This window comes from Vibrio algarum (assembly GCF_028204155.1).
In the GTDB taxonomy this organism is placed as follows: domain Bacteria; phylum Pseudomonadota; class Gammaproteobacteria; order Enterobacterales; family Vibrionaceae; genus Vibrio; species Vibrio algarum.
Genome location: NZ_JAQLOI010000001.1, coordinates 1178246 through 1191121, shown reverse-complemented (window position 1 = coordinate 1191121; position 12876 = coordinate 1178246). Strand labels below are relative to the sequence as shown.

13 protein-coding genes and 1 pseudogene are annotated in these 12876 nt (G+C 42.0%); 10 read left to right on the top strand and 4 right to left on the bottom strand.

Annotated elements, in window-relative coordinates; translation table 11 throughout:
• Positions 1-73 precede the first annotated feature (73 nt).
• The 6 genes and pseudogenes from thiD to thiE all read left to right on the top strand — a co-directional run bounded on the left by thiD (position 74) and on the right by thiE (position 5189).
• Entirely contained in the window at positions 74-964 is an 891-nt protein-coding gene (gene thiD, locus PGX00_RS05750) for a bifunctional hydroxymethylpyrimidine kinase/phosphomethylpyrimidine kinase (protein ID WP_272133621.1), read from the top strand.
• A complete protein-coding gene (locus PGX00_RS05745) occupies positions 957-1715 on the top strand; it encodes an ABC transporter ATP-binding protein (RefSeq protein WP_272133620.1) in 759 nt (252 codons plus the stop codon). Before thiD ends, PGX00_RS05745 begins: the two co-directional genes overlap by 8 nt.
• A gap of 79 nt (positions 1716-1794) precedes the next feature.
• Positions 1795-2502: pseudogene (locus PGX00_RS05740) on the top strand (ABC transporter permease); the annotation flags it as partial.
• A 30-nt stretch (positions 2503-2532) separates the two neighbouring features.
• Positions 2533-3501, top strand: a complete 969-nt coding sequence (locus PGX00_RS05735; protein ID WP_272133618.1) for an ABC transporter substrate-binding protein — start codon at positions 2533-2535, stop codon at positions 3499-3501.
• 161 nt (positions 3502-3662) lie between these two features.
• Positions 3663-4463, top strand: coding sequence for a hydroxyethylthiazole kinase (thiM, locus tag PGX00_RS05730; protein WP_272133617.1), 801 nt, complete (start codon positions 3663-3665; stop codon positions 4461-4463).
• 108 nt (positions 4464-4571) lie between these two features.
• The gene (thiE, locus tag PGX00_RS05725) at positions 4572-5189 is read left to right on the top strand and encodes a thiamine phosphate synthase (protein WP_272137954.1); all 618 of its coding nucleotides are present in this window, start codon (positions 4572-4574) and stop codon (positions 5187-5189) included.
• A gap of 106 nt (positions 5190-5295) precedes the next feature.
• On the opposite strand, the gene PGX00_RS05720 is transcribed toward thiE, so the two are convergent.
• Positions 5296-6825, bottom strand: a complete 1530-nt coding sequence (locus tag PGX00_RS05720) for an AbgT family transporter (protein ID WP_407702338.1) — start codon at positions 6823-6825, stop codon at positions 5296-5298.
• A gap of 355 nt (positions 6826-7180) precedes the next feature.
• Between PGX00_RS05720 and tsaA the strand changes: the two genes are divergently transcribed.
• The 4 genes from tsaA to PGX00_RS05700 all read left to right on the top strand — a co-directional run bounded on the left by tsaA (position 7181) and on the right by PGX00_RS05700 (position 10198).
• A complete protein-coding gene (tsaA, locus tag PGX00_RS05715; protein ID WP_272133615.1) occupies positions 7181-7879 on the top strand; it encodes a tRNA (N6-threonylcarbamoyladenosine(37)-N6)-methyltransferase TrmO in 699 nt (232 codons plus the stop codon).
• Positions 7880-7945: 66 nt separating this feature from the next.
• On the top strand, positions 7946-9661 hold the full coding sequence (locus tag PGX00_RS05710) for a proline--tRNA ligase (RefSeq protein ID WP_272133614.1): 1716 nt from the start codon (positions 7946-7948) through the stop codon (positions 9659-9661).
• 138 nt (positions 9662-9799) lie between these two features.
• Entirely contained in the window at positions 9800-10003 is a 204-nt protein-coding gene (locus PGX00_RS05705; RefSeq protein ID WP_272133613.1) for a YaeP family protein, read from the top strand.
• Between the two features lie 3 nt (positions 10004-10006).
• Positions 10007-10198 (top strand): DUF4250 domain-containing protein, encoded by a 192-nt coding sequence (locus tag PGX00_RS05700; RefSeq protein ID WP_272133612.1) that lies wholly within the window; start codon positions 10007-10009, stop codon positions 10196-10198.
• A 253-nt stretch (positions 10199-10451) separates the two neighbouring features.
• Here the strand turns inward: PGX00_RS05700 and PGX00_RS05695 are convergent, their stop codons facing one another.
• From PGX00_RS05695 to dinB, 3 genes are all read right to left on the bottom strand, one after another.
• Positions 10452-11198 (bottom strand): DUF2884 family protein, encoded by a 747-nt coding sequence (locus PGX00_RS05695; RefSeq protein WP_272133610.1) that lies wholly within the window; start codon positions 11196-11198, stop codon positions 10452-10454.
• A gap of 70 nt (positions 11199-11268) precedes the next feature.
• Positions 11269-11751, bottom strand: coding sequence for a GreA/GreB family elongation factor (locus PGX00_RS05690; RefSeq protein WP_272133608.1), 483 nt, complete (start codon positions 11749-11751; stop codon positions 11269-11271).
• Positions 11751-12827 (bottom strand): DNA polymerase IV, encoded by a 1077-nt coding sequence (gene dinB / locus PGX00_RS05685; protein ID WP_272137952.1) that lies wholly within the window; start codon positions 12825-12827, stop codon positions 11751-11753. Before dinB ends, PGX00_RS05690 begins: the two co-directional genes overlap by 1 nt.
• Positions 12828-12876 lie beyond the last annotated feature (49 nt).

Sequence of the window (12876 nt, the reverse complement as noted above, 5' to 3'; positions counted from 1 at the left end):
TGTCTCTACGTCCCGTAGTATTTCCCTCTATCTGGCTGCTGTTATTCCTATACGCTAACGTTTAGGAACCCACATGACAGCAAAGAACTCAACACCAATTGTCCTTACCATTGCAGGCTCAGATAGTAGCGGCGGCGCAGGTATTCAAGCTGATATCAAAGCTATTTCAGCAACAGACAGCTACGCCTGTTCAGTCATCACCGCCCTCACAGCACAAAACACTCAAGGTGTTTCGGGTATTTTCTCCATATCACCTGAATTTGTAGAACAGCAGATAGACGCCGTATTTAACGATCTCAATGTCCAAGCGGTAAAGATAGGGATGCTGAGTGACGTTCAAATAATAAAAACCGTTGCTAGAAAATTACGCCAATACAAACCTAAACACCTTGTCATTGACCCGGTCATGGTGGCAACAAGTGGCGACCTTCTTCTAGAAAAGCAGGCCATTACCACCCTTAAAACTCTACTTTTGCCCTTAGCTGAAATTATTACACCCAACCTTCCTGAAGCGGCCGCTTTAACAGGCGAGCCAATACCAAAAACTGAATCTGAAATGAATGCCCTTATAGGGAAACTCAGAGCGCTAGATACTCAAAATGTGCTACTTAAAGGTGGGCATCTAGAATCTGAAAATACCAGTACCGACCTATTGATAACAAAAGACAACGTCACTCGACTATCCACACCACGCATTCACACACAAAATACCCACGGAACTGGTTGTACACTGTCATCCGCCATCACCAGTTATCTCGCTCAAGGATATAGCCTTATCGAAGCAGTCCAACTCGGCAAGCACTATATTACCCAAGCTATTTTACACGCTGACGAATTGGATATTGGTTGTGGTCATGGCCCTGTCCATCATTTTTTCCATGGTTCTCAATTCATTCCATCCCCGACTCCACTTTCAATCCAAAAAATAATCACAAAATCACAAGTTGATGTCGAGCATGAATAATTCTGTACTCATAGAACTAAACAACACGGTTTTAGGTTACAAGGATGGCCACCAGCCTATAATTTCTGGGGTTAACATGCAGATAATGACTCGAGAATGGACCTGTATTTTAGGCAGAAGTGGTTGTGGAAAAACCACTCTTCTTCGTTTTCTCGCTGGCTTATTAAAAGATAATCTGATTTGGCAAGGAAACCTAATAACTCACCTTAATGGTGAACTCAGCCAACATGTTGCTTATATGGCACAACAAGACTTACTTCTACCGTGGTTAAATGTCTTGGACAACGTCTGTTTAAGTTTTAAATTTGCCTCTCAAAAATTGTCTGAACCAGAGCGTCAAAAAGCGGTTCTGCTTATCGAACAAGTCGGCTTAACCAAACATATCGAAAAGTTCCCTGATCAACTTTCGGGTGGTATGCGCCAACGGGTCGCCCTCGCCCGAACGCTGATGCAAGATAAACCCTTGGTTCTGATGGATGAACCATTTTCAGCTTTAGATACTGTCACCCGTCATCAATTACAAAACCTTTCCGCTACCTTATTGCGAAACAACACGGTGGTACTCATTACTCACGATCCACAAGAAGCGCTTAGACTGGCAGACAAGATCTATCTAATGCAAGGTTCTCCCTCTAAAACTCACTCCTTTCCCGTTCCAGATACAAAAGCACCCAGAAAACTCTGTGAGGAAATAGCTCAGTTACAACAGAAGTTAATAGAACAGTTGGAGCAAGAACATGTCGGAGATTAACTTAGATTTAGAGGTTACTGGAGCCCTTAAGGCCAAACCCGAAAACAGAATAAGACCTTTACTACAGGGCGTTATTACTATTTTGGTCATATTTGGACTGTGGCAGTTAGTCGTTATCGTTTTTAAGCTTCCAGCGTTTATTTTACCGTCACCTCAAGCAGTAGTAATAAAACTAATACAGCGAATCGATGTATTGGCTTTCCACACATGGATAACCATGCAGGAAATTCTTTTAGGCTTAATTTTAGGCTTAACAATGGGGATGGTTTTTGCATTGCAGATGCTTCTGTTTAAACCTCTCAAGCGGTGGTTATTACCTATATTGATTGCCAGTCAGGCTATTCCTGTTTTTGCCATAGCGCCAATATTAATGTTATGGCTTGGCTATGGCATCGCTTCGAAAGTCGTCATGGCGGCACTCATTATTTTCTTCCCTGTCACGACCTGCTGTTATGACGGACTTCGCTCTACTCCTACTGGTTATCTCGACCTAGCAAAAACCATGTCTGCCTCAAAATGGCAAACTTTACGACATATCCGCCTCCCAGCGGCATTACCAGCACTTGCATCGGGTATCCGTGTGGCCGTTGTCGTCGCGCCTATTGGTGCGGTAGTCGGAGAGTGGGTCGGTTCCAGTGCGGGATTAGGGTACTTAATGCTGCAAGCCAATGCGCGAATGATGATAGATGAGATGTTCGCCGCTTTATTTATATTGGCCCTATTTTCAATCACTCTGTATTTCATTACAGACAAATTTCTCAAACGAGCTATCCATTGGCAGCTCTAACCTCAACACATCAATATTTAAGGAAAAATAATGTTCACCAAAAATAAGAAAGGATCCATAGTAAGAAAAGGATGGCTGACTATTTTGCTCGCCTTCATTCCACTTGGCGTCATTGCAGAAGACAATAAAAGCATTACATTAATGCTAGATTGGTTCGTAAATCCGAACCATGGACCAATCGTTATTGCCCAAGAAAGAGGCTACTTCAATGAACAAGGATTGACTATAACGATTCAAGAGCCTGCCGACCCTAGCCTACCAGCCAAACTTGTTGCGGCTAACAACGTGGACTTAGCTATCTCCTATCAAACCAGTTTAACGATTGATGTCGCAGAAAAACTGCCACTGATCCGCGCTTCCACCTTGATATCAACCCCACTGAATACATTGATGGTATTAGACAACGGCAAGATAAATTCTCTGGCTGATCTAAAAGGCAAAAAAATCGGTATCGCAATTGCTGGCAACGAAGAAGCGACGGTCGGCACCATGCTTAAATCAGTGGGTGTTGCCTTTAATGAGGTAGAAATTATTAACATAGGTTGGGCACTATCGTCTTCTCTCGCCTCTGGCAAAGTGGATGCGATTTGGGGCGGTTTAAGAAATTTTGAAACCAATCAATTGGCGATTGAAGGCTATCCATCCAAGGCTTTTTATCCTGAGGAACATGGTGTACCAACCTACGATGAACTCGTGGTTGTCGCGAATGCAAACAACTATGACGCCGATGCGATACGCAAGTTTAATAACGCAATAGAAAAAGCGACAACCTATATCGTCAACCATCCACAAGATGCATGGGAAGAGTTTGTCGCATATTCACCAGACACGTTAAACAATGAGCTAAATAAACGAGCTTGGCGCGATACGTTAACTCGATTCGATCTTAGACCTGCAGCGGTAGATCTACAACGTTACGACCATTTCACTCAATTTTTATATGAGAACAAAATCATTAGCTCGGCACCAAAAGCTTCTGACTTTGTTCCAACACTTTAAAGTTAGTGAACTGAATTTATTGATCATCCGATCATTCTCAGCGAATGCACAGATGATTGACAAACCGACACAGCCCAGCCCCTTCCTTCATAAAAATCGAATGGGTGTTGCAATTTAGCAGCAAGGGTTAAACGCTGCGATTAAAAAAACAGGATATGAACATGACCAACTTAAATCAGAAAAAACAACAAATAATAGCGAATTTGAAAGCCGTTAGAGAACTAAAACCATTGGTAGTAAACATTACTAATTACGTGGTAATGAACAATACCGCGAATGCGCTTCTCGCCATTGGTGCATCACCTATTATGGCGCACAGTAAACAAGAAATGGCTGAAATGATGAGTTTTTCTGGCGCTTTGGTTATCAATATCGGTACGCTTGACAGCGTATGGACACCTCGTATGGCTTATGCCGTAGAGCAAGCAAATGCTAATAATAAAGTAGTGGTTCTTGACCCGGTAGGATGTGGTGCTAGTCAACTTAGAACAGAAACCGCACGAAATATTGTTCGTACAGCAAACAAACTCATCGTGCGTGGTAATGCTTCAGAAATTATAGCGTTAGCGGGTGAGCAGGCAAAAAGCAAAGGTGTTGATGCCTTAGATTCTAGTGACGCGGCATTAGACAGCGCGAAATTCTTAGCTAACGAATACAAATGCAGCGTTGTTGTTTCTGGTTCAACGGACTATGTCGTCTCAGAAACTGAGGTAGTACAACTCAATAATGGTGACACGATGATGCCATATGTAACTGGAATGGGCTGTACTCACACAGCACTTACCGGTGCTTTTGCAGCTATCGGGGATACGACTGGTCTAGCCTCGACTGCGGTATTAGGTATTGCAGGAGAAATAGCCGCAGAGAAATCGGCTGGACCGGGGTCTTTACAGTTAAACCTGTTAGACGTTTTATATCAGCTAGATGATGAAACCCTACTTAATCGGTTAAAGATAAGTTAGTTCGATTTAGGTCAATTTAACGAACCGTTCTCCACCTTTGTAGGCAATTGTTTAGAAAGATGGAGATAACAGGATAAGCGACAAGTGAACGTAAAAGTGAAAAACAAAATAAACCCATACCGACTTTATCTGGTCACTGATGACCAACAAGACATTGCCACCTTAAAGAAGGTAGTAAAGCAAGCTATTCAAGGAGGGGTTACCGCTGTTCAGATCCGTGAAAAACATGGCGACATACAAGCCTTTATTGCAAGAGCTACGGCTATTAAAACCATCATCCAAGGTACAGGTATACCGCTTATCATCAACGACCGAGTTGATGTTGCGCTTGCCGTTCAAGCTGATGGCATCCATTTGGGTCAAAGTGATATGCCGGTAGCCACTGCTCGACGATTAGTAGGAGACAAAATGATTATTGGCTTATCTGTAGAAGATGAAACTCAGCTTGCAGAATCTCAACATCTACCTATTGATTATATTGGCCTTAGCGCCATCTTTTCAACACCAACTAAAACCGACACCCTAAAAGAGTGGGGATTGGAAGGACTGAAACATGCTGTAAAAAAGAGTCAGCAACCTATTGTCGCCATTGGTGGAATCAACAAAACTAACATCAATGAGGTATCAAAAACGGGGGTCGATGGTATCGCTTTAGTCACAGCAATTTGCCATTCAGACAACCCTGAACTCACCAGCAAAGAATTATTGACGTTAATGCAATACTAGGTTTTCTCATCTTCGATGGATAAGGAACAAAAACACAATTCATTGATGGTTGTTCAGTCCTCCATATTCCCCGACTATTTAGGAAATATGGAGAGACTCTCAAAAACTATGGAATGTAATACGTCGCGGCACCCGGCCCAACAGGGAGTCCAAGTAAGAATACCCACACATAGAATAGCAAGCTCCAACCGACCATAAATATGAGTGAATAAGGAAGCATAGTCGCTATTAGTGTACCGATACCTAAGTTTTTCATATATCGGCTAGCTACAGCGAGAATCAACCCAAAGTAACTCATCATCGGTGTGATAATGTTAGTGGTGGAATCGCCAATTCGGTATGCCGCTTGAATCGTTTCAGGTGCATAGCCAACCAACATCAGCATAGGCACAAATATAGGGGCGGTTACCGCCCATTGAGCAGAAGCAGAACCTATCATCAAGTTAATAAACGCACACATCAAGATAAATGCGAAAAACAGCAGTGGTCCAGTGAGCCCAATACTCTGTAAGAAGTCAGCCCCTAATACAGCGGTCACTTGACCAAAATTAGTCCAGCTAAAGAAAGCCACAAACTGAGCAGCAAAGAAAACGAGAACAATGTACATCCCCATCGATGACATAGACTTAGACATCGCGTTGATTACGTCCCGATCGTTTTTCATTGTTCCCACAACTTTGCCGTAAACAAATCCGGGAATGGCAAAAAAAACAAAAATAAAAGCAACAATACTCTTCAAGAATGGGGAACCAGCTACCGCACCCGTTTCAGGATGACGAAGCACACCATTCTCGGGAACAATGGTAAGAGCTAAAATGGCAGAGACGGCAACTATAGCAATACCCGCAAATTTTAAACCTCGTTTTTCATCGTCACTTAGTTTACCCATTTTATCTTGTGATAAGTCTTCTGCTGCTTCATCTACATTGTATTGACCAAGTTTAGGTTCAACAATTTTCTCAGTGACAAATGCACCTGTAAAAGTAATGAAGAAAGTAGAAATAAACATGAAGTACCAGTTCACTTCAGGCCCAACCACATACTCAGGATCAAGCATTTGAGCGGCAGTTTCAGTGATACCAGAAAGAAGAGGATCGACAGTACCTATCAATAAGTTGGCAGAATAGCCACCAGAGACACCAGCAAACGCTGCCGCCAAACCGGCTAGTGGATGACGCCCTAGCGAATGAAATAGCATCGCAGCCAATGGAATAAGAACAACATACCCAAGCTCTGAAGCTGTATTAGAAATAATACCAGCAAAGATAACCGCAATGGTTACCATGCGCTTCGACGCGCCCATCACCAACCCACGCATACCAGCAGAAAGCATTCCTGAGTGTTCAGCAACAGCAACACCTAACATAGCCACTAAAACAGTGCCTAGAGGGGCAAAACCCGTGAAATTTGTGACTAGGTTCGTCACAATTAAACGTAAACCATCCGCATTAAGTAAGCTGACTACATGAATAATTCCATCAACAGAGCGACCTCGTGAACCTTCCGGTCTAGGGTCCATAACCGACACCTCAAAGTAACCGGCAATACCTGAAGATATTAAGATTGCTAAACAAAAGATAGCAAATAGAGTGATGGGATGAGGTAATAGGTTTCCAAGGTATTCCACACTATCCAAAAAACGAGTAAATAAAGGCTTTTGGGGGGGCTAATCTTAATTGAAGCTGATGAACTCATACTTCTCTCCTAAAGTTAGTAATTCGTCGTGACACAATCCATGTCATAAAGGAGGTGGGAGGCTACAGAAATAAGCGCAATGAGTAGTGGTTCCACACCTTAATTTTTAATTAATTTACCTAACTTTTACAAAGGCAGTAATATCACCAGGCCCTTATATAACGAGGCTATATGCCTAATCACCCGCATTAACGAACTCGTTACATTGCCGCGTCATTGGCCCTAATTATTAAAAATAAATTCTATCGGTTTATTTATGCTATTTTATCGGTACCAACCATTAACTGAATAAAAAGATGGATCACACGTTAGAGCCTATCGGTATCATTCATACCCCTTATAAAGAGAAGTTTGCTGTCCCTAGACAACCTCGTTTAGCCCCTAGTGCAACGGCAAAAATTCAATTAACTGGCCTATCTAATTCGCCAGAGGCCGTTCGTGGAATTGAGCAATTTAGCCACCTTTGGCTACTGTTTTTATTCGACCAGAACCTACATGCCGGTTGGACGCCAACAGTAAGACCCCCTCGATTAGGTGGTAATGAACGTGTTGGTGTGTTTTCTTCTCGCTCTCCATTCAGACCAAACGGTATTGGAATGTCAGCAGTCGAATTAAAGGGAGTGAAACAAGAAGAAGGACAAATTTGGATTGAATTAGGCAGCGTAGATCTCGTAGATAGAACACCCATTATTGATATCAAACCCTATATTCCTTATTCGGACGCAGTCTATGATGCGAACGGAGGGTTTGCTCAGACTGAACCAAAACTACTCAACGTTGTATTTTCTAATATTGCCGACCAACAACTTCGTTTCCATGCCAACAAAGGACAAGTGCGAGCGGTAATTTGCGAAGTATTAGGCCAGGACCCAAGGCCTGCTTATAAAAAGAATCAGGCAGACAACAAAGAATATGCCGTCAACTTATTTGATCTGAACGTTAAATTTAAGGTAAACGGCGATTTAGTTACCGTCACTGCTATTGAACGCTTTTGACTAAAGCAAATGGCTGATATCATATCTAGCTAAATTTTTAATAACCATGATGAACGGATACCATAAATGCGTACCAGTAAATATCTTCTTTCAACCCTGAAGGAGACTCCAAACGACGCAGAAATCATTAGCCATCAGCTAATGTTGCGTGCGGGTATGATTCGTAAGCTAGCTTCAGGTCTATATACTTGGCTACCTACAGGTCTACGTGTGCTGCGTAAAGTCGAAAATATTGTTCGTGAAGAGATGAACAATGCCGGATCTGTCGAGTTAATCATGCCCGTCGTTCAACCTTCTGAACTATGGGAAGAAACAGGACGTTGGGACAAATTTGGTCCCGAGCTGCTAAGAATTGCAGATCGACACGGCCGACCGTTTGTACTAGGTCCGACGCACGAAGAAGTGATCACGGATATGGTGCGTAACGAAGTTAAATCATACAAACAACTTCCTTTGAACCTATTCCAGATTCAAACCAAGTTTCGTGATGAGGTTCGCCCTCGTTTCGGTGTAATGCGTTCTCGTGAATTCATAATGAAAGATGCTTACTCTTTTCACCTAGATAAAGAAAGCTTAGTGGAAACATACGCTGAGATGCATCAAGCCTATTGCAACGTATTTAGCCGCATGGGACTAGACTTCCGTCCAGTATTGGCCGATACAGGCTCTATTGGTGGCAGTGGTTCACACGAATTCCACGTACTAGCTGAAAGTGGCGAAGACCTTATCGCTTTCTCGAATGAGTCTGAATATGCGGCTAACATCGAAAAAGCAGAAGCTTTAGCACCAACAACGCCTTTAGCCCAAGCAACTAAAGAGCTTGAATTGGTGGATACACCAAATGCTAAGACCATTGCCGAATTAGTCGAACAATTTGATCTACCAATTGAAAAAACAGTCAAAACACTATTTGTAAAAGCTTCTGAAGAAATAGACGCTGACTTAGTTGCCTTGCTTATTCGTGGGGATCACGACTTAAACGAAATCAAAGCAGAGAACTTAGCTGAAGTAGCCTCACCACTAGAGTTTGCTGAAGAAGCTGAAATCCGTGCACTGATTGGAGCTGGCCCTGGTTCACTTGGTCCTGTTGGTTTAGAGCTACCGTTTATTGTAGATCGTACCGTTGCCGTAATGAGTGATTTTGGAGCTGGTGCTAACGTCGATGGTAAACATTACTTCGGCATCAACTGGGGTCGCGACGTAGAACTTGGTAAAGTTGAAGACTTACGTAATGTAGTAGAAGGCGATCCTAGCCCTTGTGGTAAAGGAACCATCCAACTTAAACGCGGTATCGAAGTTGGTCATATATTCCAGTTAGGTAATAACTATTCAAAATCAATGAACGCTGCTGTTCTTGGTCCTGATGGTAAAAACCAAGTAATGGAAATGGGTTGTTACGGTATTGGTTGTACCCGTGTTGTTGCAGCTGCAATTGAACAAAATCATGATAAATTCGGTATCATTTGGCCTGAAGCCATCGCTCCTTTCCAAGTAGTGATCGTGCCAATGAACATGCACAAATCTGATCGAGTCAAAGAAGCAGCAGAAAAACTATACGCGGATCTAACCGCCCAAGGCATTGAAGTTTTATTCGATGATAGGAAAGAACGTCCGGGTGTCATGTTTAAAGATATGGAACTGATCGGAATTCCACATACCATCGTTATTGGCGATCGCAGTATGGACGAAGGAAACTTCGAATATAAGAACCGTCGTAATGGTGAAAAAATCGCTATCGCTATGGATTCTGTCGTTGAACATGTAAAAGCTCAACTAAGCTAAGCCACCGACAATATGGCTAAGGGCTGCTAACGCAGCCCTTTTTTATGGACGGATAATAAAATCAATCTTTGTCATCCTTTCTAGCGCTGTGTATATTATTGAGCATAAATATTAATTTGAAATGCTTGGATACTTAAAATGAAAATATACGACTGTTGCGATTTAGTTCGCGAACTTTATGCACAAATAGGCAGTGGCGATCAAGGGTACATCCCTCAAGCAATTACGTGCGTAATAAAAACGCTAAACGAAATTGCTGCAGATGAATCACTGACTAAAGAGACACGAGAAAAAGCCGCATTTGCTGCCGCTAACTTGCTTATCTCTGACTTTGAGGACTAAGTAATGGATTTATCAAAATTTGAAAGTATGGACACTATTATGTTGATGAGCATCGTTAACTTGAAACTTAGGGATGACTTTGATGGTGACTTAAATGAGCTCGTGAAATTTTATGACATTGATCGTATCGCTTTAGAGGCAAAGCTCGCGACGGCTGGGTTCGAGTTTTTAACCCAAGCAAAGCAATTTAGATAAGTGCACTTTCTCGGTTCGCCGCGATTCTCGTTAAACCGTCATGCTGTTCAGTTAGCAGCCAAACCTCGTCTTTCCCGTGAAAACGGGAATCTGGGTGGATTTAGATCTCCACTTTCGTGGAGATGACGTCGGTATCGTAAGAGATAACCCCGCTTCATAGAAATGACGAAAAGCTTATAAATGTTATTAAATGAACCACCATTACTACGATAGAAATAGTATGGCTTCTTACCAAACTTATCCCTCATGTAAGCTAAATCAAAAATACTTGGTAATCTTTAAGTTCAGGAATTTTCTCGTGTAGCATTTTTTCTTCTTCTGCCACCGCTTCTAAATCACCACAATATTGCTTAGCATCCTTCTCAATTTCTTTGGAATCAGCTTCTAGTTTCGTCGTTAAATTCGCTTGTAACTCAACCAATTTATCCTTCAATTCCGTCAAGTTTAGCCCACCTTCTGCATTCATCTGTTCAGATATAGCAGTAAACGCACTAGAGAAAAATTCGGCGTTGAATGTTTCTCTTGCAGCTGCAAAATCTTCTTTCCAAGTTGCTACCGCATCGCTAAAGGCCGCTTCTTGCAATATGAACTGTTCATCTTTTTGATAGCGCTGCGCCATCCCATTGAAAAACTCTTCTAATGCCTCTTTAACGCTATTAAAAGCTTCGGAATTATTAAAGCTAACGGCTATTTCATCTAACGCATTTTGAGCGAGTTCTAACCCATCACGTGCGATATCTAACACTTGAGGGACATATTTATTCATATGTTCTCGATAGCTTTCAATCGCGTCTATTTGTGCTTGGTTTAAGTCGAGCTTTTCACCATTAATAAACACATTATTATCTTGGTCAATAAGTACTTTAGACGCATCGGGTTGAACTATTTCAACTTGATGCCCATCGAGATGCACCTCATTTTTAATGTCAACGCTACATTGTTTAGCCGCTTGTGCTCCAACACTGAAGCAGAGCATCAAACTTATAACTATTTTTTTCATATCATCCTCGAAATCTCATCTCTTCAACCTAACCATAACAAATAACTACATTAACTCAGTCAATATTCGGTTAGCTTATATGGACTAGCTCGTACCAAATCTGCTTGCCCGCGATATTCAGGCTAATTTCATCACCAACTTGCTTACCTAATAAGGCCGTGCCTAAAGGCGCTTTAGAAGTCAGCAGTGACACCTCTTTACCTTGACACTCAACGGTGACACCACCAGCACATGGCCCCATAAAAAATAGAAACCTTCTATCCTTCTCATCGATTAACTCAACCAAAGCGCCTATTTTAACGTTATCAATTAACTCAAAGACTCTAACGGGTAGGCGCTTATATTGTTGAATGTCCGACTCACACTCTTGAACTCTTAAGGCTTGGCCATGGGCGAGATAAGAAGCCTCTAGAGCTAACGTATCGTATTTGTGTTCAGGTACTGTCTCATCATCTGTTGCAGCGTCTATCGCAGTTTGAGTCGCGCTCAATGCAACTTGATGTATTTTTTCGAGCTGCTCAATAATGGCATTAATTAGTATTTGTTTATCCACTATAGTTCCAAACTCAGTTGTTTCGTTTTCTCTTCTGGTTTTAGCATCACACTTAACCCTAAAAGCCGGATTTCTCTACCATTTTGGCGCTGAAGAATATCATGGAGTAACTCTTTAAAATATGACAAATCAAGTTGGCTATGGATATGCTCTATCGTTGTTTGTTGAAAGTCAGCAAATTTCATTTTTATGCCCTGCTTCATAATATCGCCACCAGGGTTGGCCTTTAACAAACGCTTTTCCAGTTCAGGGTACAACTTATGCTCAATGATTTGCCAACACTCTTCGTAACTCGATATATTTTTTGAGAAGGTTCTTTCCACTCCCACTGATTTTCTTTCACGCTCTGTTTCAACCTCACGAGCATCGATACCGTGGCTGCGTTTCCAAAGTGATGCTCCTAATCGTCCGAACTTAAGCAATAATTCACGATAGTCACTATTTTTTATATCTTCACAAACAAAAAAACCCGCCTTCTGTAATTTTTCTAAACTCACCTTACCGACACCTGGGATCTTCTCCAGCGGGAGCTTATCAATTACGTTTTGTACCTCATTGGGAGGTATAACAAATTGACCGTTAGGTTTATTCATATCCGAGGCTACCTTCGCCAAAAATTTGATTGGCGCGATGCCAGCAGAAGCAGTTAGCCCTAGTTCATTCTCGATATCTTCACGTATTGCTTGGGCTATTAAAGTTGCAGAACCATACAACATCTTACAATCGGTTACGTCTAGATATGCCTCATCGAGTGAAAGGGGTTCAATTTTTAATGTATACCTCTCGAAAATACTTCTTATCTGCTTAGAGACCTCTTTATATACTTGCATTCGTCCGGGAACTAGCCGCAGATGAGGACACAATTTCAAAGCCTGACCAGTCGGCATTGCCGAGCGAACACCAAACTTCCTCGCTTCATAATTACAGGTGCTGATCACTCCACGCTGCTTTTCACTGCCTCCAACCGCAAGTGCAACATTCTGGTACTCTGGAAAATCCCTCATTTCTACGGCCGCATAAAAACAGTCCATATCGACATGAATGATTTTTCTTTGTTTATCGACAGTTTCGGGCATTTTCATGCAAAATCTAATAGCTGTATAAAAATACAGTATAACGTATAAA